General features: G+C 46.9%; 18 protein-coding genes. 10 read left to right on the forward strand and 8 right to left on the reverse strand.

Features of this window, described 5'->3' with window-relative positions:
* Positions 1-95: 95 nt before the first annotated feature.
* Positions 96-773, reverse strand: a complete 678-nt coding sequence (rluA, locus tag CLC91_RS12190) for a bifunctional tRNA pseudouridine(32) synthase/23S rRNA pseudouridine(746) synthase RluA (RefSeq protein WP_095498633.1) — start codon at positions 771-773, stop codon at positions 96-98.
* Between the two features lie 175 nt (positions 774-948).
* On the opposite strand from rluA, the gene CLC91_RS12195 reads away from it, so the two are divergent.
* Positions 949-2,466, forward strand: a complete 1,518-nt coding sequence (locus CLC91_RS12195; protein WP_095498634.1) for an MFS transporter — start codon at positions 949-951, stop codon at positions 2,464-2,466.
* A gap of 250 nt (positions 2,467-2,716) precedes the next feature.
* On the opposite strand, the gene CLC91_RS12200 is transcribed toward CLC91_RS12195, so the two are convergent.
* Positions 2,717-3,025 (reverse strand): NrfJ, encoded by a 309-nt coding sequence (locus tag CLC91_RS12200; RefSeq protein WP_095498635.1) that lies wholly within the window; start codon positions 3,023-3,025, stop codon positions 2,717-2,719.
* 185 nt (positions 3,026-3,210) lie between these two features.
* On the opposite strand from CLC91_RS12200, the gene CLC91_RS12205 reads away from it, so the two are divergent.
* Positions 3,211-3,393, forward strand: coding sequence for a hypothetical protein (locus CLC91_RS12205; RefSeq protein WP_095498636.1), 183 nt, complete (start codon positions 3,211-3,213; stop codon positions 3,391-3,393).
* 243 nt (positions 3,394-3,636) lie between these two features.
* On the opposite strand, the gene CLC91_RS12210 is transcribed toward CLC91_RS12205, so the two are convergent.
* From CLC91_RS12210 to CLC91_RS12230, 5 genes are all read right to left on the reverse strand, one after another.
* Positions 3,637-3,924, reverse strand: coding sequence for a hypothetical protein (locus tag CLC91_RS12210; RefSeq protein ID WP_095498780.1), 288 nt, complete (start codon positions 3,922-3,924; stop codon positions 3,637-3,639).
* A gap of 65 nt (positions 3,925-3,989) precedes the next feature.
* A complete protein-coding gene (locus CLC91_RS12215) occupies positions 3,990-4,385 on the reverse strand; it encodes a hypothetical protein (protein ID WP_095498637.1) in 396 nt (131 codons plus the stop codon).
* A gap of 113 nt (positions 4,386-4,498) precedes the next feature.
* Positions 4,499-4,918 (reverse strand): hypothetical protein, encoded by a 420-nt coding sequence (locus CLC91_RS12220; RefSeq protein WP_095498638.1) that lies wholly within the window; start codon positions 4,916-4,918, stop codon positions 4,499-4,501.
* Between the two features lie 62 nt (positions 4,919-4,980).
* Complete coding sequence (locus tag CLC91_RS12225; protein WP_095498639.1) at positions 4,981-5,580, reverse strand: hypothetical protein; 600 nt, start codon at positions 5,578-5,580, stop codon at positions 4,981-4,983.
* Positions 5,581-5,696: 116 nt separating this feature from the next.
* Positions 5,697-6,005 (reverse strand): hypothetical protein, encoded by a 309-nt coding sequence (locus tag CLC91_RS12230; protein ID WP_095498640.1) that lies wholly within the window; start codon positions 6,003-6,005, stop codon positions 5,697-5,699.
* Between the two features lie 260 nt (positions 6,006-6,265).
* Here CLC91_RS12230 and CLC91_RS12235 point away from each other — a divergent pair, with 260 nt between their 5' ends.
* From CLC91_RS12235 to CLC91_RS12250, 4 genes are all read left to right on the forward strand, one after another.
* Positions 6,266-9,523 carry a S41 family peptidase gene (locus CLC91_RS12235; RefSeq protein ID WP_095500472.1) on the forward strand — a complete coding sequence of 1,086 codons (3,258 nt, stop codon included), beginning with the start codon at positions 6,266-6,268 and terminating at the stop codon, positions 9,521-9,523.
* Between the two features lie 152 nt (positions 9,524-9,675).
* The gene (pyrB, locus tag CLC91_RS12240; protein WP_095498642.1) at positions 9,676-10,602 is read left to right on the forward strand and encodes an aspartate carbamoyltransferase; all 927 of its coding nucleotides are present in this window, start codon (positions 9,676-9,678) and stop codon (positions 10,600-10,602) included.
* Positions 10,602-11,063 carry an aspartate carbamoyltransferase regulatory subunit gene (gene pyrI / locus CLC91_RS12245; RefSeq protein ID WP_095498643.1) on the forward strand — a complete coding sequence of 154 codons (462 nt, stop codon included), beginning with the start codon at positions 10,602-10,604 and terminating at the stop codon, positions 11,061-11,063. The genes pyrB and pyrI overlap by 1 nt, the downstream gene beginning before the upstream one ends.
* 109 nt (positions 11,064-11,172) lie before the next feature.
* A complete protein-coding gene (locus CLC91_RS12250; protein ID WP_095498644.1) occupies positions 11,173-11,631 on the forward strand; it encodes a hypothetical protein in 459 nt (152 codons plus the stop codon).
* A gap of 15 nt (positions 11,632-11,646) precedes the next feature.
* Here the strand turns inward: CLC91_RS12250 and metH are convergent, their stop codons facing one another.
* Complete coding sequence (gene metH / locus CLC91_RS12255; RefSeq protein WP_095500473.1) at positions 11,647-15,348, reverse strand: methionine synthase; 3,702 nt, start codon at positions 15,346-15,348, stop codon at positions 11,647-11,649.
* Positions 15,349-15,544: 196 nt separating this feature from the next.
* Between metH and CLC91_RS12260 the strand changes: the two genes are divergently transcribed.
* From CLC91_RS12260 to CLC91_RS12275, 4 genes are read left to right on the forward strand one after another with little or no spacing between them, the layout of a single operon-like run.
* Complete coding sequence (locus tag CLC91_RS12260) at positions 15,545-16,360, forward strand: ABC transporter ATP-binding protein (protein ID WP_158220739.1); 816 nt, start codon at positions 15,545-15,547, stop codon at positions 16,358-16,360.
* Positions 16,353-17,405, forward strand: coding sequence for a FecCD family ABC transporter permease (locus CLC91_RS12265; protein WP_095498647.1), 1,053 nt, complete (start codon positions 16,353-16,355; stop codon positions 17,403-17,405). The genes CLC91_RS12260 and CLC91_RS12265 overlap by 8 nt, the downstream gene beginning before the upstream one ends.
* A 13-nt stretch (positions 17,406-17,418) precedes the next feature.
* Positions 17,419-18,024, forward strand: a complete 606-nt coding sequence (gene cobO / locus CLC91_RS12270) for a cob(I)yrinic acid a,c-diamide adenosyltransferase (protein ID WP_095498648.1) — start codon at positions 17,419-17,421, stop codon at positions 18,022-18,024.
* Positions 18,024-18,872: a cobalamin-binding protein gene (locus CLC91_RS12275; RefSeq protein WP_095498649.1), complete on the forward strand. Its 849-nt coding sequence runs from the start codon at positions 18,024-18,026 to the stop codon at positions 18,870-18,872. The genes cobO and CLC91_RS12275 overlap by 1 nt, the downstream gene beginning before the upstream one ends.

Below are 18,872 nucleotides of genomic sequence, written 5' to 3' on the forward strand. Positions count from 1 at the left end.
TAGAAAGGGCTAAAAACGTTGATTTTAAGCAGGTTTTTGATGATTTTTATAGGTATATGTTTCTTAAATGTTAGGTATTTTGGGTGAATGTTAAGTTATTGCCCTTTTTGAGGTTCAATGAACTCGGCTGGACAACTAAAGTGTATTGGCTGCTGTGAATATGGGTGATTAATACGCAACTCACTTGCATGTAGGAGCAATCTTGATGCCAGTTCTTTAGCCTGGCTGTGAGCATAAAAACCATCGCCTAAAATGGGGTGACCAATCGCCATCATGTGCACCCGCAATTGATGGGAGCGACCGGTTATAGGAGTGAGTTTTACTAAGCTGCTGCTAACCGACTCCGACACCACTTCGTAATGTGTCAAAGACGGCTTACCATTTTCAAAGCAAACCATTTGTTTCGGACGATTAGGCCAGTCGCATATTAACGGTAAATCTATCGAGCCGTGTTTTCGCTCAAGGTGACCCCATACTCTAGCGTGGTAGGTTTTGCTGGTTTCGCGTTCTCGAAACTGACGCTTTAATTCTCGCTCGGCGTTTTTTCGAAGTGCAACCACAATGATGCCTGAGGTAGCCATATCCAGCCGGTGTACGATTTGGGTGTTAGGGAATTGCTCTAATACACGAGCATAAATCGAGTCGAAATGAGCAGGGTCGCGTCCCGGTACTGACAAAAGCCCTGAAGGTTTGTTTAGCACTATGATGTCTTTGTCTTGATGAATAACATCAAGCCAAGGGGCTGTCGGTGGTTGATAAACAAAGTTAGGCATAACGCTAGTATAAAGCTCCAATCATAGTTGGCGGCAACCTTAATCCTGAATTGAGATATGAGCAAGGTTTTTATGCTACTGGTCCGCTTTATTAGCATTCTAATTTAGTTTAGTCTGATGAATTCGCCTGAGCTTTCGATTCAGGCTTATTACAATAATTATGAAAAGGTTCTAAATGTCTCCTAGTCAACAAATTGATGGCAAACAGCTCGGTTTTTGGGCGTCAATTGCCAGTTTAGGGTATGTATTTTGGGTCATCGGCGGCATGGAAATGGTCGAGCGCTTGGCTTATTACGGGGTAAAATCGACCGCAGGTTTATACGCTACTGACTCAGCTGCTAATGGTGGCTTGGGTATCACCATGACCGATTTTGGTATCATTCTTACCGCATGGGCGGCGGTTCAAAGCTTTACCCCTGTGCTCATTGGCGGGCTTGCTGATCGCTTGGGCTACAAAGAAACCATTGCGCTATCGACCGTGGTAAAAATCATCGGTTACTTGGTCATGGCTTGGTTTCCCTATTTTGAAGGCTTCTTAGTCGGTGCGGTAATTCTTGCATTGGGAACCGGAATCTTTAAACCCGGTATTCAGGGAACATTAGCTAACACCACAACACCGCAAAACTCATCCATGGGGTGGGGCATCTTTTATCAAACTGTTAATATTGGTGGTTGGGCAGGGCCTTTGGTTGCTGCGCAGTTGCGCCAATTGTCGTGGGATAATGTGTTTTATGCGTGTGCGGTGATCATATCGCTCAACTTTTTATTGTTGTTAGCTTATAAAGAGCCTGGTAAAGAAGAGCGTATCGCTCGACAGGCATCTGCAGATGCTCATCAATCCTTATTGAAAGAGTCCATTCGAGAGTTCTGCCGTCCGATAATGGTGTTTTATACGCTTATTTTCGCCATGTTCTGGTACATGTTTTTCTCGTTATTTGATGTATTACCGGTACATATTCGCGATTGGGTAGACACCAGTGCCATTGTTACTACTTTGTTCGGCAGTGGTGGCACCGACAGTGGTTTTTGGATTGGTATTTTGGGGCTGGATCACGCCGGAACTAAAGTGATGCCAGAAGGCTTGATGAACATTAACGCCGGCCTAATTATGCTGACCTGCTTTATTGTTGCAGGGATTGCCGCCAAGTTTCGGACCATGGATGCGATTGTTGCCGGTTGCTTGCTTTGCAGCGGCGCCATGTTCGTGATCGCAGACTTCCATTACGCCTGGTTCATGGCACTGGCCATTGCCATGTTTTCTACCGGCGAAATGCTGGCAAGCCCTAAAGCTAAAGAGTTTATTGCCAACATCGCACCGCCAGATAAAAAAGCCATGTACCTAGGGTTCAAAGAATTCTCAGTAGGTATTGGCATGGTGGCGGAAAGTGCCACCGCACCGTTGATGTACGACAAATGGGCCTCTAAAGAAACCTTGTCTAAGCAACTGCTGGAAAAGGACTTTGGCTGGAGTGCCGATCAAATAGCGTCGATTGCTAACGGTGAGCATTTTAATAAGCTAGTAGAACTAACCGGCACGCCTAAGTGGGAACTAACAGCGCAAATGGCCGAGATGTTTAACATAGGCCTTGTTTGGCAAATCATGGGTTGTGTTGGTATTTGTTCAGCCATTGGCTTCTATTTCTATGGCAAATGGCTACTTAAGCAACGAAGCTTAAATACCGCCACCGCGTAACCCCTCGGGGACGTACCCCTAGCGTTTATTCAACATCAGTGGGGACGTACCCCTGTGGATAACTAGGGTACGTACCTGTTGCCATTTTTTAGGCAAAAAAATGGCCTCAACAAGTGAGGCCTAAAATATCTAATCACATTAGCAAGGAGAGATTTGGTTGGATAACCAGTTCGTTACCCGATGACTAAAGTATCTCAAAATTACTCCTTGGCTAAGGTGTTTAAGCTAAATCCAAAAGTGTGCTGCAACGCTACTTAGATGTCTTTTGAATCTCACCAACGAATAAAATTTTATCGAAGGTTTTGTTTAAGCTGCGGCTGGTGAAGTTGGTCATCCACATCTGTTCGGAGACAGTAATGGTTTCGCCTTTTTCCACAGAAGTTTGTGGAGCGGCTAGCCAAAAGGTTTTATCGTTCTCTTTAACTTCAACGTAGGTATATCCGCCGCTATTCATTGTTTGCACAACTTCGCCGGTGTGTTGTCCAGGCTGAGCCCAAGCACTTGTAGCAGAAGTAAATAAAAAGACGGCAAGAAAAGACGCTAAAATTTTACGAATCATTTTGAAATCCAAAATTGTTGAGTAGAAAGCATATTGAATCAAAGAAATGTCTAATTGACACTTTTCTAATATAAATTGATGGCCTAGGTGTGATCCAATTCACACCATGTCGTATTTTACGAGTGCTCATTAAGGTGACTGCGGTGATATTCTTTAGCGGCAATTTTTAATTTAGAGAGGCTCGTATGAGTGATTCATCTGATCGTCGTGAAGTAACGGTAGTCGACATTAAAATGCCATTTTTCTCTATGGTGTTCTTTATGGTTAAGTTTGCCATAGCATCTATTCCCGCTTTTATTATCTTGAGCATTATTTTTTCACTACTCAGTGTTTTCTTTGGCGGATTAGTTCACGGTTTGCGATTCTAGAATAATTGTAAATAACGAAAGGGACGTACCCCTGTGGATAAGTGGGGTACGTCCCTTTTGTGGAATAACAGGCAAAAAAATGGCCTCAATAAATGAGGCCTAAAAGTATCTAATCACATTAGCAAGGGAGATTGGATTGGGTAACCAACTCGTTACCCGATGACTTTAGTATTGCAAAGACTTTGCTCAAAGAATGTGTTGCTGATGCGAGTGAATGTGTGGCGTTTGTGTAGCGGTCTGCAACTAGATGGATTTACCGTTGACTAGCATGATGCAGAAGGTCCAAACAACAAAGCTGAGAGGGACGTGCACTAATGCATAGAAAAACGCGTCGAGTCGTTTTAAGCCGTTGGCGTTAACCAGTAAATACAAATGAACAGCGGATACGATTGGAAATAAACTGAGCAGTGGGTAAAGCGCCACAGGATGACCATCCGGCATTATAGCTGCCAACAGCAAGCTCCAGACAACCATAATAGAGGTAATTACTGGGGCTAGGGCGATGCGATAACTTTCTGGATAGGGAAACAAAATCAACCACTCGTTAACATTATGTTGATTTTTTAACATAGAGGACTTGCGCCAAATTGGCAACCTTATCCTTTAATTTCCCCTTTGGAAGATATTGTCTTACCGTGCACAACCGAGAAGTGTCGTAATCCGGATGGGCCATGAGTGACCACTACGGACAACAGCACAATGGCGGCAAAAATTTCCGGCTTGTACTCTGGAAACGGAATAAAGCAAACCAACATGAGCAGTTTGACTAGGGTCAGCACGCCCTTTAATTGCACCAGCCAGAGCTTGCTACGAACAACTTCCCAAAGCATTAGAATCGAGCCTGTAGCCATTGCCGCTATCCAGTAACCACGCCATAACGACGGCTCTAAATGGAACAAAATGCCACCACCAACGCCACAAATCGCCAATATATGAATGGCTCTTAAGCTAGTTTTGGTTAATCGTTGTAGCCAAAAAACGGTTTCGCTCATGGGGGTATGCTTTGTTCGGAAAAGAGTTGCTCTAGTTTGCCACAAGGTTGAACAGACTAGCGCGATTTAGCTCACAATCGATAAAGTTTCATCTCATGTGCATTGCATAAGGGTTAGTAACGAGGGTCATTGCTGCCGGTACGGCCAATTTGACTGACGTTTTCGAGCTTCACTCGTGTTCCCCATTGTTGAATGCCCATCATCGCTGGCTGTGGCACCGCAACAAATTGCAGCAATATGCCATCCACCAAGTATTTGCGGTCTAGGTTAGTTGGAAGCAGTTTGTCACCGCTAGGCGTAATCACTCCATAAAATCCGCCTTCAAGATCGATGTAGGTAACGCGGCCTTGTTGCATGTTTTTTGCCTCAGAATTTGAGGTACTTTGAGGGGGTGATGCTTTAACTACCGTTGGCGCGGCTACTTTCGCCGAGACTGCAGCGGGCTTATCTTGTTCGGTGGAAGGGGCGGTTTGCTCAGCATTGCAAGCCGATAGCGACAGCATCATTGCCGCTATCCAGCAGAGTTTGTTCATTGCAGATTCCTTGTGTCAGCTTGAACTCTATTGAAGGTTTAAGCTAACACAAAAAAGTGACTCTAGTCCTTTAAATCTGCATAGCCCCATGGTGTCACAGGTGTCGCTACTTCTTTGGTCAAATCAAAGTTAACGTGAAAGCTGCGACCTTCTCGCGTGAGGGCATAGGTAAAGCGGTCAGGGTATATGTACATATGCCAAGTGTTACCGACCGATTGTGGTATGCCTGTATTAACAAATAATTGCTTGGAAAATGCGTCTGCAGGGAAGGATTGAGCATGGGCGTAGCCAGCATCATGGGTCATGCCACCGTACATAGTGACTGGGTCATCCTTGCCATTTTCGAGGCGATGGTCGTGCTTAAGGGTAATGCCAGAACCGGTGCGAGTTAAGATCCATGTCCGCGAAGCATTGTTGCCCACATGGAACGGAATTTTGATTTGGTTATCGCTGCACTCACGCACATGCATTACTAACTTTTCGGTGGCAAAGGCTCCGTCTTCAGCGCTTGGGTTTACTACTTCGCCTTGAAATGACTTACCGCACAAAGGTTTTAGGTTATCGAAAAAAGCAATGTGTTGATCAGCAGAAAGCAACGGTGCGGGGTTTATGGTGGCGGATGCAGCACTAACAGCCAATCCAAGTGCTAGAGTATTAAGCATGAAATCTCCAAGTTGTTTGTTATTAGAATCGCTTCTATAACACAGGGAGAATCATTGAATGGCAACCCGAACCAGTAAAAACCTCGTTCAGGTAACAGTTTTTATTAACAAACTGGCTATAAAGAATGTATTAATTGTTGAGTGGATAACTTTAAGTCCCGCCAAACCTCTTGATTTTCATGAGGATCTGCAATAACTGCTAGGGTCGACGTATCTTGGCTTTGCTGTTTAACTTCAACAGAGCAAATACAGTCGTTAACAAAATTAGTAAGCGATAATAACCTCTGCCGAATTATTTCAACATCCGTTGTCGCCACTTCTATTTGAGCCAGCTCAAAGGCGTGTTTGTTTGCAGCGTTTTGGTAGCTGTCTAAGAATCGTGTGACTTGATTAAACTGCACACGGTAGTTTTTCAGTCCAGTCATTTGCTCACCGCCTAAATAGAATAACAGATGACTTATTTGAACCTAATGAATGGCTTAGCGCTGTGTTTAGATATCTCTTAAGTGTGTGACCTAAAACAAGACTGCAGATATTTGGTTACAGATTAGTTGAGGTAATTCGGCAACTTTCAGCGCGGATTGATAGGAATATATCCTCGGCTTTGCTAATTTATGGTCACTAAAAAATAATCGATAAGCAGTGCCCACTAAGACTGCTTTATAAACGACCTAAAGGAACCTGCATGCGTATCAAATCTTCTGTTCTCGCCGTACTGGTGGCCAGTGCTTGCGCTACTACAAGCCTTATAGCTTCTGCCTCACAAGGATATTATCGTTTTCCAACGCTTCACAACGACACCTTAGTGTTTACCGCAGAAGGGGATCTTTGGAAAACTCAGCTTGGCTCAAACGTGAGCCAGCGGCTTACCACACATCCGGCGGAAGAGCGCCAAGCTCGAATTTCGCCAGATGGGCTTTGGCTCGCCTACGTGGCGAATTACGAAGGCAATGATGAAATCTACCGAATTCCGATTAGTGGCGGCATTCCTGAACGCCTAACCTTCGAAACCAGTCGAGTTCGACTGCAAGGTTGGGATAACGCTGGAAACCTGCTCTATTCAACCGATAATGCCAATGGCCCGGCTAATTTTTGGATTTTGAGGCAACTGGATACCGCCACCGGTATCAGCAAAGATTTGCCATTAGCGGACGCCAACCAAGGCACCATCAGTGACGATGGCAAAACCCTCTTTTTCAGCCGCTTTGGCCTACAGACTACTGGTGACAACACCCATCAATATCGCGGTGGCGCAATGGGCGAGTTGTGGCGCTATGAGCTGGGTTCGGATAAAGAAGCGATACAACTGGCTAAGGGGCATAACGGCTCCATGTCGAATCCTCTGTATCACCAAGGGCGAATCTACTTTTTGTCTGACGCGTCGGGTAGCGGTAACCTTTGGTCTATGGATGAAAATGGCCAAGACATTCAACAACTGACGGATTTTGAAGATTGGCAAGTTCGTTCACCGCAGTTAGACAACAACAAAATTGTATTTCAGCTAGGTGCCGATATTTACATGATGGACTTAGCTCATACTAAATCGGCTCCCATCGACATTGAATTAACGTCCGACTTTGCCAAGCGCCAGCAACGCTGGCTCGATAAACCTATGGACTTCGCAACCCATGTAAGCTTTGCCGGTAATGCCGATAAAGTTGTGGTTACCAGTCGCGGCCAGTTAGCCGTGGTGAGCAAAGATAAATCACGCTTAATTGAGATTGCCACCCCAGCGAACAGTCGCAGTCGCAATGCAGTGCTCAGTCAAGATGGAAAGTACGTGTACGCGTTCAACGACGCCAGCGGCGAAATGGAGATATGGCGCTACCCAGCAAATGGCAATTCCAATGCCAAGCAAATGACCAAAGACGGCAATACGTATCGTTGGAACTTGGTGCTGTCTCCCGATGGCCGTTACCTTGCTCACGATGACAAGCAGGGCAATTTGTTTCTGTTGGATTTGAAGTCAGGTAAGAACAAGCGCATCGCTAGCAATGCCAGCGGTGACAGTCCAATGACTGATATTGTGTGGTCTCCAAACAGCGAGTTACTGGCCTACAGTAGAACGCAAAAAGGTGAAAACCGACCTCGCGTCGTGCTTTATAACTTAGATAAAGACAAACAACTTGTGTTGACCTCCGATAAGTACGAGTCGTACTCCCCAACGTTTAGTCAGGATGGTCATTGGTTATATTTCTTATCTAACCGTACCTTCGTGGCGACGCCTTCTAGCCCTTGGGGGGATCGTAATTTAGGCACGACCTTTGATAAGCGTAGCCAAATTTACGCCTACGGACTTACTGAAGAAGCGCAATTCCCCTTCCGAGAAGCCACCGAGTTAGATGGCAAGGTTGAAGACGATGAGTCATTTGATCTGGATTGGTCGGGCATTACCAATAGGCTTTGGAATGTTCCGTTAGCCAGCGGTAATTACTACTCAATGAAGGCGGCTAACAAGGGGTTGTACTTGTTGGATCGTCAAGCCGGCCCTAACGCGGTACCGTCGCTTAAATTCGTCAAATACAGCCAAGATGGGGTTAAGGCCAGCACCTTTGCCAAAGACGTCAGCCAATACGATTTATCCAATGACGCCAGTCGCGTATTTTGGCGCAGCCAAAGTGCCAACAAGGCCAATTTATTTATAGCGGATGCCGCGGATAAAGCGCCGGAAGACTTAAACGCTATCAAGCTAGACACCAGTGCCTGGCAAATGCTGTTGCAGCCCCAAAAAGAGTGGCAACAAATGTTCCACGACGCCTGGATCCAACATCGAGACTCCCTGTTTGACCCAAGCATGCGCGGACTTGACTGGAAAGCAACTAAGCAGAAATACCAGCCAATGTTAGCCCGGGTAACGGATCGCTATGAACTCAATGACATCTTTACCCAAATGATGGGAGAGCTAAACGCTCTGCACAGCCAAGTGCGCGGAGGCGATTTCGCTAAACAAGCCAATGCCGCTAAATCGGCTTTGTTAGGGGCTCGCTTAGTGAACAGCAAAAATGGGGTAACGGTTGCCCGCATTTATCAGCACGATCCCGAGCTTCCTGAGTCGGCGGCACCATTGGCCAAACCGGGAATCAATGCGCAAAACGGTGACATTATTGTCGCTATTAACGAACGTGAGGTGCGTAACTTAGCTGATTTTACTGCGGCCATGCGCAATCAAGCAAACAAGCAAGTAAAGGTTACTCTCAAGCGCAAAGGCAAAACCTTTGAGACCATAGTCAAACCGGTTTCTAGCGCCGCCAATAACAAGCTTAAATATCTAGATTGGGTGTACAACAACGCGGATAAAGTTAACCAAGTGGATGAGCAAATTGGCTACCTGCATTTATACGCCATGGGCGCCAATGATATTGCCTCGTTTGCGCGAGAGTTTTACGCAAACCTCGACAAGCAAGGGCTTATTATTGATGTACGCCGCAACCGTGGTGGCAACATCGACTCGTGGATTATTGAGAAGTTAATGCGCAAGAGTTGGGCGTTTTGGCAAAACCCAGGAGATAAAGCCTATACCAACATGCAGCAAGCTTATCGAGGTCACTTAGTGGTTTTAGCTGACCAATTAACCTATTCAGACGGTGAAACCTTTGCTGCTGGCATTCGAGCGCTGGGCATCGCACCGGTTATGGGTAACCGCACTGCAGGCGCCGGAGTATGGCTAAGTGGTCGCAACCGTCTAACCGATAACGGTATGGCCCGCGCCGCTGAGTACAGCCAGTTCGCCATTGATGGCCGCTGGATTGTCGAAGGCCACGGGGTTGAGCCGGATATTCGAGTCGACAATCTGCCGCTTGCTACGTATCAAGGCAAAGATGCACAGTTAGCGGCGGCAATTGCTTATTTGAAAGAACAAATTGCCAAAGAGCCTGTTAAACAACTTCAAGGAGAAGCGTTGCCTGGAGTAAATGACAGCGCCCACGACATTATTGCTAAATAGCTCTCTGAATGATTGCTTCGCTTGTTCACTTGAGTGAGCGAAGCAATTAACCGCTAATATTGCCGATTCTTAACTGAGTTGTGTTATAGTGTTTCCCCGAATTCGCCACCCAGTTGGCTTCGGATAACATCTACAACCTGTTGAGATGATTAATGAAAAACTCGCTATATCTTAAGGACATTATTTCCATTTCGGACTTGTCCCGTGAAGAGCTAGAACTGATTGTTGCTCGAGCTCAATCCTTAAAGAAATCTCCCCAACCTCAGTTACTTGCCGGAAAAGTCATTGCCAGCTGTTTTTTTGAAGCCTCAACGCGAACTCGGCTGTCATTTGAAACTGCGGTGCAAAGGCTTGGCGGCTCAATTATTGGATTCCCTGATGGCGGCAATACATCGCTTGGGCAAAAAGGCGAGACACTTGCTGATTCCGTCAGCGTTATATCGTCATACAGCGATGCGTTTTTCATGCGTCATCCAAAGGAAGGGGCTGCACGGTTAGCCAGTGAGTTCTCGAAAGTGCCTGTGATTAATGGCGGTGACGGTTCCAATCAGCATCCCACCCAAACGTTGCTTGATTTGTTTACCATTTACGAAACCCAAGGCAGTCTCGACGGTTTAAAAATTGCCTTTGTTGGCGATTTGAAATACGGCAGAACCGTACACAGCTTGGCGCAAGCACTGGCCAACTTTGACTGCGAGTTTTTCTTCGTAGCACCCGAAGCGTTAACCATGCCAGATTATATTTTACGAGAATTGACCGAGCGAAAGGTGAAGTTCACCTTAATTGATGACTTAGATAGCATTATCAACCAACTCGACATTCTTTACGTAACTAGAGTGCAAAAAGAACGGTTTGATGCAACGGAATATCAATTTTTAAAGTCCAAATACGTCATAAGCGCAGCCAACTTAACGGCCGTTAAAGATAACTTAAAAGTGTTGCACCCATTACCGAGGGTGGACGAAATTACCACGGATGTCGATAACACCCCATACGCATACTATTTTCAACAAGCTGAAAATGGCGTTTATGCGCGGCAAGCTTTATTAAGCTTGGTGCTGAGTGAGGAACTGAACTAATGCCGACGAAAAAGCTAAAAGTTGAAGCCATTGAGCAGGGTACGGTTATCGACCACATTCCTGCGGGTGTTGGAATTAAGATTCTACAGTTTTTCGAGTTATCTCAAACCAGCGAGCGCGTTACTGTTGGCCTTAATCTAAAAACTCAGTCCGGTGAAAGTAAAGATTTAATTAAACTTGAAAACATCGAATTGACTCGAGAGCAAAGCAACCAAATAGCCTTGTTTGCTGAAACGGCAACCATCAATGTCATTAGAGATTACGAGGTGGTTGATAAGTTTTCGGTGCGCCTGCCGGAATCGATATACGGTATCTTGGCATGCCCCAATGGCAATTGCATCAGTCATGACGAACCGGTATCGAGCCGTTTTTATGTACGCTCTAAAGACAATTTAAGGCTCAAATGCCATTACTGTGAAAAAGAATTTCGCTGGCAATGGTTTAGTGATCTTAGCCGCTAGCGAAACCCTCCCCAGCATCAATGAACGCGTTGGGGAGGCCGCTTAAATTTCACCTTTTTATGAAATAGAACCTATAGTTAGTTCAAAGCGCTGACTAAGAGAGTGACCTATGAGTAACTTTATTCAGGTTCGTGACGTTCTAAAAAGGCACCAACAATTACATCAAGATCTGGCTGAAAAATACCGTCAATTAGGCAGTCGTGCCAATGACGGTCGCGATGGCATGCTGTTTGACCTGTTAAGTGAACATCAACTGCGAATGGCTAATGCCATCAAGTCATACAAGGAACAGGCATCATTAGGGGTGGTAAACACCTTTTTTCAATTCACGGAAGATCCAACTAAAACCGACGCCATTACCGCTTTTACCGACTCAGATACTGCCCATCAACAGGAAGTCGAGCAACTGACCATGGCGCTAGACGAACAGCTACTGAGCATATACGCCAACCTAAGAGAAACCAGTGCCACCCATGAGGTGCAAGAGTTATTCGACAATCTTTGCAACCACTTGCAGCAACAAAAAATCCGGTTGGCGACTGATTTAGCCACCTTACCGGATTTATAAAGCATTATGGATTAGTTAGTCGGGGTCGTAATCAAGTACGGGTCTGAGCCACTTTTCCGCCTCAGATTGGCTCATGCCTTTACGTTTTGCGTAATCGAGCAACTGGTCTTTACCTATGTGAGTAATGCCAAAATAGCGGGAATCTGGGTTGGCAAAATACCAGCCTGATACCGCTGCAGTTGGGTACATGGCAAAACTTTCGGTAATTTCTAAGCCAATCGTTTTGTTGGGTTCAAGCAACGTCCACAATAGCCCTTTTTCAGTATGATCAGGGCAAGCGGAATAGCCTGGTGCAGGGCGAATTCCCTTATACTTTTCTTTTATTAACGCTTGATTATCTAGGTCCTCGCTTGCGGCATAGCCCCAAAACTCTTTGCGAACTCGCTCGTGCAGTCGCTCTGCTAACGCCTCGGCTAAGCGATCGGCTAAGGCCTTAATCATAATAGCGTTGTAGTCATCGTGATCCGCTTCGAAGCGAGCGATATGCTCGTCAATACCAATACCTGCGGTAACCGCAAAGGCGCCCATGTAGTCTGGGCAACCGGATGTTTTCGGAGCGACAAAGTCCGCTAAGCAGAAGTTATGGTTGCCAGCGCGCTCAATTTGTTGGCGTAAATGGTGCAGGGTTATGCTCACGTCGGTGCGTGTATCATCCTGATAAAGCTCAATGTCATCATGGTTGACTGTGTTTGCCGGATACAAACCAAAAACGGCACGAGCGGTAAGCCATTTTTCATCGATAATGCGTTTGAGCATGGCGCGACCGTCCTGATACAGCTTGGTCGCTTCTTCCCCGACAACGTTATCATCGAGTATGTCTGGGTATTTGCCATGCAACTCCCAACTTCTAAAAAATGGCGTCCAGTCGATACGGTCTAACAAGTCTTCAAGCGGGTAGTCGTTGATCACCTGTCGCCCAAGTTGCGCTGGTTTAACCGCTTGATAGTTGCTCCAATCTTGACTCGAGCGATTGTCGCGAGCCGCTTCTATGCTCACTAGCTTTTTGCGCGACCCTTGGGCCAAACGCTTTTCTCGCAACGCTTGGTACTCGCTTTTACGCTCCTCAACCAAGCCTTGACGTTGTTGTTTTGATAGCAAGGCGCTTACCACGGGTACGGTGCGCGAGGCGTCGGTAACGTAAATGGCGCCGGCTGGATAATGAGGATCAATTTTAACGGCAGTGTGAATTTTTGAGGTGGTTGCGCCGCCAATAATAACCGGAATGTTAATGCCATTGTTGTGCAGCGTTTTAACGTTATGCACCATTTCATCTAGAGAAGGCGTAATAAGCCCTGACATACCAATAACGTCAATGTGCTCTTGTTCAATGGTTTCCATGACTTTTTCAATGGTCACCATTACGCCTAAGTCGATCACCTCAAAACCGTTACACTGCAAAACCACGGCGACAATGTTCTTACCAATATCGTGAACATCCCCTTTAACGGTCAGCATTAATACCTTGCCAGCGGCTTTAGCTTCTACCTTTTCAGCTTCAATATACGGGTTTAAATAGGCGACAGCTTTTTTCATTACCCGCGCCGATTTAACCACCTGGGGTAAAAACATTTTGCCGCTGCCAAACAAATCGCCGACGACATTCATGCCATCCATTAAAGGACCTTCAATCACATCAAGAGGCCGATTCGCTTGGCGTCTAGCATCTTCAGTATCTTGGTCAATGTACTCGGTAATGCCCTTGACTAATGCGTGGCTGAGGCGTTTTTCAACCGGCCATTCTCGCCAACTTAAATCTTCTGTAGCGGCTTGTTTGGTGCCTTCGCCTATGTAGCTTTGAGCGGTTTCTAAGAGCTGTTCGGTGGCTTCAGCGTGGCGATTGAGTACTACGTCTTCAACCAAGTCTTTTAACTTCGGCTCAATGTCGTCATAAATAGCTAACTGTCCCGCATTTACAATGCCCATGGTAAGGCCTTGTTTAATGGCGTGATATAAAAATACCGCGTGAATGGCCTCTCGCACCGGGTTGTTTCCTCTAAAGCTAAAAGAAACATTGGAAACACCGCCTGAAATCATAGCGTGGGGTAGGTTTTGTTTGATGTATCGGGTTGCATCAATAAAGTCGACCGCATAGTTGTTGTGCTCTTCGATACCGGTAGCAATGGCAAAAATGTTGGGGTCAAAAATGATGTCTTCTGGTGGAAATCCCACGGTTTGAGTAAGCAAGTCGTAGGCTCGCTGACAGATTTCGATTTTACGTTCGGCGGTATCGGCCTGGCCTTGTTCGTCAAACGCCATTACAATCGCGGCGGCACCATAGCGACGAATTAACTTAGCTTGCTCAATGAAAATGGCCTCGCCTTCCTTCATGGATATGGAGTTAACAATGCCTTTGCCTTGGATACACTTTAGCCCCGCCTCCATGACTTCCCATTTAGACGAATCCAACATAATTGGAACTCGAGCAATGTCCGGCTCTGCAGCAATCAGGTTTAAAAAGCGTACCATCGCCGCTTTTGAATCCAGCATGCCTTCATCCATGTTGATGTCGATGATCTGGGCGCCGTTTTCCACTTGTTGGCGAGCAACATCCAAGGCTGTTTCGTAATCTTCTTCTTTAATTAACCGCAGAAAACGGGCGGAGCCGGTGACGTTGGTTCGCTCTCCGACATTGACGAACAATGACTCATCACTAATGGTAAGCGGCTCAAGCCCAGCCAAACGACAGGCGACGGTTAGCTTAGGTGCTTGTCGTGGTGCATGTTGCTCAACAGCGGCTTTAATTACTGATATGTGCTCTGGAGTGGTGCCACAACAGCCCCCTACAATATTCAGCATACCTTGCGCAGCCCATTGCTCAATGATGGCCGCCATTTGCTCTGGGGTTTCGTCATAGCCACCAAACTCGTTAGGCAGACCTGCATTTGGGTGAGCGGAGACGGCGCATTCACTGATTTTATGCAACTCTTGGATGTAAGGGCCAAGCTCTTTAGGACCTAATGCGCAGTTTAGTCCTATGCTAATCGGCTTTACATGGCGCAAGCTATTGTAAAAAGCTTCCGTGGTTTGGCCGGTTAGAGTGCGACCTGAGGCATCGGTGATGGTGCCTGAAATCATCACAGGTAATGAAAACCCAAGTTTTTCGAAGACAGTTTCTACCGCGAAAAGGGCAGCTTTTGCATTAAGGGTATCGAATATGGTTTCCACCAAAATGATATCAACGCCGCCTTTTATGAGCGCTTCTGTTGACTCGCAATAAGCCTCTACCATGGTGTCAAAGTCGATGTTTCGATAGCCTGGGTCGTTGACATCTGGGCTAATAGAGCAGGTACGGTTGGTGGGTCCTAGCACACCAGCAACGAAGCGCTCGATGCCGGTTTGAGCACTGACATCGGCCGCTGCTTTACGCGCAATCACGGCCGATTGATAGTTAATTTCTGCCGATATCGACTCCATCTCATAGTCAGCCATGGCGATGCTGGTGGCATTAAAACTGTTGGTTTCTATAATATCGGCGCCGGCGAGTAAGTATTGACGATGAATGTCATAGATGGCATCGGCTTGGGTGATAGACAGTAGGTCGTTATTGCCTTTTAGATCGCTCGGCCAGTCACTAAAACGTTGGCCTCTAAAGTCGGCCTCTTCAAACTTCAATGCCTGAATCATGGTGCCCATGGCCCCATCTAAGATCAAGATGCGACGTTGTAATTGCTGCTCGAGCAAACTGTGGGCTTGAAGTTGATTCGGCAAAGGCGTCATTTACGGCATTCCTGTTTTGGGCTTGACGAAGATATATAGACATTTATACGTATAGACGGCTATATTAATTGAGTTCGCACATGGAGGCAATCTAACAATTTGAGTTTTGTTCATTGTCGATTGAGATGGCGCTCCACTGTGCTTGATTCGGCGATGAAACTAAGCATAATCAAGGTTTATAGAAAAAGGAATTACATTGACCTGCCAACAGAGCCAAAATCATCAACTTCGCATAAGAAATCTCAGCTGGCATGTGGCGGGCAAGGCGATTTTGGAGCAAGTGAGTGTTGACTACCACTCAGGGGAGCTGCTGGGAGTGATAGGCCCAAACGGCGCCGGCAAGTCGAGCCTACTGCGATGCATCTATCGTTACATAAATAATTATCAGGGCTCGATTGAATTTGAGGGCCAGTCGCTACAAAACTACTCACGGCTGCAATTGGCGCAACGCATGTCGGTAGTACTTCAGCATAATGAAACCAACAGCGATGCGAATGTATTGCAGTGGATATCACTAGGGCGCACTCCATTTCGCAGCTGGCGCCCAAGAATTCAGCAACAAGAGCAGCAAATACTGCAAAGCGTTACCGAGCTGATGCAACTAGAGGATTTACTGGCGCAACCTATTAGCAAGCTTTCCGGCGGGGAATTACAGCGCTGTGTGATTGCCAGAGCCTTGGTGCAACAACCATCGCTGTTGTTACTGGATGAACCGACCAATCACTTGGACGTCGGCCATCAAATGCAAATCATGGCGGCAATCAAAGGCCTAAGCATTGGCAGCATTGCTTGCATACATGATTTAAACTTGGCGGCCGCCTACTGCGACCGACTGCTGTTACTTAATAATGGCCGAGTGGTGGCCATGGGTACGCCTGCTCAAGTGCTAACACAAGAGAATTTACGAGCCGTATTTGGCGTTCACTGTCGTGTGGATATTGACGCTACAGGCAGGTTGTCACTTCGATATCATTACCCTCAACCGGGCGAAATTGAGACCTTACATGGCTAAAGCAAAAAAAGCGCTCAATGATACGCCGCCTTGGTTATGGCCTACCTTGCTGTTGGCAAGCTTACTCGTGCCATTTGCAGCCATCAGTGTTGGTAGTTTATCCATCCCCATAACTGAGGTAATGATGACTCTGCTCCCGCAAGCGTGGACGCCGAGTTCGCTGGCGGATTCGCCGTCACAACTGACCTACACAGTCGTATGGGAGCTACGCTTACCGAGAACATTAATGGCGATGTTAGCGGGAGCCAGTTTGGCCATGTCTGGGTTCGTTCTCCAAAGTGTGACTCGTAACCCTTTGGCTGATCCTTATTTGTTTGGCATCTCTTCCGGTGCTTCATTTGGAGCGGTGGTGACACTCACGGGGGCTTTTGGTGCCGCCTCACTTTGGTTACCTATCGGCGCCTTTGTCGGGGCTTTGTTAGCCATCACTATCGTCATCGCGCTCATGGGACGGCAAAGCTATCGGCAGGCTGAACGCATGTTGTTAGCCGGCGTTGCGGTGTCCTTTTTATTCAGCGCGCTGAGTTCCGGGCTTATTTATGGAGCCGATGCCAATGCCATTGCCAGTGTGTTGTTTTGGAATATGGGCAGTGTTGCGAGGGTGCAGTGGCAGCAATTGTGGCAGCCCGCGAGCGCCTTGCTCATTGCACTGCTGTTTTTTCTATGGAATCGCCGCTCAATTGAAGCCTTAGCTGCCGGAGACGAAGCGGCTCATAGTTTAGGTGTCAAAGTAGCGCAAACGCGAATAGCGGCGCTGGTGATGGCTGCTTTAGTTACCGCAATCGTAGTGTCTTTATGCGGCGGAATCGGTTTTGTTGGGCTGGTTATTCCTCATTTAGTCCGCTTGCTGAATCGCGCTTGCGGTTGGCAAATGAGCTGGTTACAACATTTACTGGTCAGTCTCGCCCTAGGCGCAATATTTTTGGTCGTAGTAGACGCTATGGCGCGACTCATACTGCCGATGCAAGAGCTTCCTCTGGGGGTTATTACCGCCAGCATTGGTTCGATTTTCTTTATTTATCTTTTGGGCCGAGTGCGCTCTTAACCATTTAAAAGGGATGTTAACCATGTCAGATAATGAACAGCGCCATAAACAGCGCCAACAAAAACTAAAACAAAAAGTTGATGACAAAGTGGCTCAAGCACAAAAGGAGCAAGGTGTGCTGTTGGTTATCACGGGCAATGGCAAAGGCAAAACAACCGCTGGCTTTGGCAATGTCATGAGAGCGGTTGGTCATGGGCAAAAAGCGGCGGTCGTGCAGTTTATAAAAGGGCAGTGGGATTGTGGCGAGCGCATGGTTTTGCAACAACAAGGCGTGCCCTTTGAAGTCATGGCCACCGGCTTTACCTGGGAGACTCAAAATAAAGCCGCTGACATCGCCGCCGCCGAAAAAGCTTGGGCACAGGCTAAAGCATGGCTGCAAGATGACAGCATCGATATGGTGCTCCTCGACGAGATGACCTACATGCTTAGCTATCACTATCTCGACATTGATGAGGTTTTGAATACTTTATCGTCCCGGCCTGCTCAACAACACGTTATTGTGACCGGCCGCCAAGCTCACCGACGCTTAATTGAATTAGCCGATACGGTGAGCGACGTTACACCCGTAAAGCACGCCTTTGAAGCCGGTATTAAAGCGCAAAAAGGCTTGGATTACTGATGGTCTATCAACGGCTTTGCGGGCTGGGTTACCTGTTCCTTGCTCTGTGCCTACTAACCATTAGCAGCGCGTCAGCCAGCTCAAATCCATCTCAGCGAATTGTTGCCTTATCGCCTCATGTGGTTGAACTGCTGTTTTCGCTAGGGGTAGGAGATCGCATTGTTGCAACCGTTGAACATGCTGATTACCCAAAAGCCGCCAATGACATACCCAGAATTGGTAATGTGCATGGCTTATCTTTTGAGGCCATTATTGCGCTTGAGCCGGATTTGATTTTGGCGTGGGAGGGGGGAACACCAAAGCCTCAGTTACAGCGTCTGGCCGAGCTGGGGATCCCTGTTGCATACTCGCACAGTAAAACCATCAGCGAATTGCCGGAGCAGTTGGCTCAACTGGGAGCGCTGGTGGGGCGAGAGTCGCAGGCACAACAGCTAATCACACAAGTTAATGAAGAGCTTACGAAACTGTCTGCACAAAACCGTCAGATAGCTAAGGTCCGTTTGTTCTATCAGCTGTGGGATATGCCGTTAATGACGGTCGCGAAAGGCTCTTGGGTACACAGTTTAATAGAGGTTTGTCATGGCGATAATGTGTTTGCAGGGTTAGCCAAAGCTTACCCGCAAGTTAGTGTAGAGCAGGTACTTAAACAGCAACCTCAGTTGATCGTTATCGCCCAACAACAAACGCCTGAGCGGGTCGCTTTTTGGGAGAAGTGGCAACAACTCCCAGCGGTTGCTAATAAGCAGCTTGTGTTCTTAAACCCTGATATCTTACACCGTCCTACACTGCGTACCCTCGAGGGTGTTAAGCAACTTTGCGGCGCCATTGCGACGGCGGCAGAGCAATAA

The organism is Paraferrimonas haliotis (assembly GCF_002282895.1).
Lineage (GTDB): Bacteria > Pseudomonadota > Gammaproteobacteria > Enterobacterales > Shewanellaceae > Paraferrimonas > Paraferrimonas haliotis.

What these genes read in the sequence shown, in the direction of transcription:
- rluA (WP_095498633.1), bottom strand. Translation starts at nt 773, where the DNA reads ATGCCTAACTTTGTTTATCAACCACCGACAGCCCCTTGGCTTGATGTT.
- CLC91_RS12235 (WP_095500472.1), top strand. Translation starts at nt 6,266, where the DNA reads ATGCGTATCAAATCTTCTGTTCTCGCCGTACTGGTGGCCAGTGCTTGC.
- CLC91_RS12215 (WP_095498637.1), bottom strand. Translation starts at nt 4,385, where the DNA reads ATGAGCGAAACCGTTTTTTGGCTACAACGATTAACCAAAACTAGCTTA.
- CLC91_RS12250 (WP_095498644.1), top strand. Translation starts at nt 11,173, where the DNA reads ATGAGTAACTTTATTCAGGTTCGTGACGTTCTAAAAAGGCACCAACAA.
- CLC91_RS12265 (WP_095498647.1), top strand. Translation starts at nt 16,353, where the DNA reads ATGGCTAAAGCAAAAAAAGCGCTCAATGATACGCCGCCTTGGTTATGG.
- pyrI (WP_095498643.1), top strand. Translation starts at nt 10,602, where the DNA reads ATGCCGACGAAAAAGCTAAAAGTTGAAGCCATTGAGCAGGGTACGGTT.
- CLC91_RS12225 (WP_095498639.1), bottom strand. Translation starts at nt 5,580, where the DNA reads ATGCTTAATACTCTAGCACTTGGATTGGCTGTTAGTGCTGCATCCGCC.
- CLC91_RS12220 (WP_095498638.1), bottom strand. Translation starts at nt 4,918, where the DNA reads ATGAACAAACTCTGCTGGATAGCGGCAATGATGCTGTCGCTATCGGCT.
- pyrB (WP_095498642.1), top strand. Translation starts at nt 9,676, where the DNA reads ATGAAAAACTCGCTATATCTTAAGGACATTATTTCCATTTCGGACTTG.
- metH (WP_095500473.1), bottom strand. Translation starts at nt 15,348, where the DNA reads ATGACGCCTTTGCCGAATCAACTTCAAGCCCACAGTTTGCTCGAGCAG.
- CLC91_RS12195 (WP_095498634.1), top strand. Translation starts at nt 949, where the DNA reads ATGTCTCCTAGTCAACAAATTGATGGCAAACAGCTCGGTTTTTGGGCG.
- CLC91_RS12205 (WP_095498636.1), top strand. Translation starts at nt 3,211, where the DNA reads ATGAGTGATTCATCTGATCGTCGTGAAGTAACGGTAGTCGACATTAAA.
- CLC91_RS12200 (WP_095498635.1), bottom strand. Translation starts at nt 3,025, where the DNA reads ATGATTCGTAAAATTTTAGCGTCTTTTCTTGCCGTCTTTTTATTTACT.
- CLC91_RS12275 (WP_095498649.1), top strand. Translation starts at nt 18,024, where the DNA reads ATGGTCTATCAACGGCTTTGCGGGCTGGGTTACCTGTTCCTTGCTCTG.
- cobO (WP_095498648.1), top strand. Translation starts at nt 17,419, where the DNA reads ATGTTAACCATGTCAGATAATGAACAGCGCCATAAACAGCGCCAACAA.
- CLC91_RS12230 (WP_095498640.1), bottom strand. Translation starts at nt 6,005, where the DNA reads ATGACTGGACTGAAAAACTACCGTGTGCAGTTTAATCAAGTCACACGA.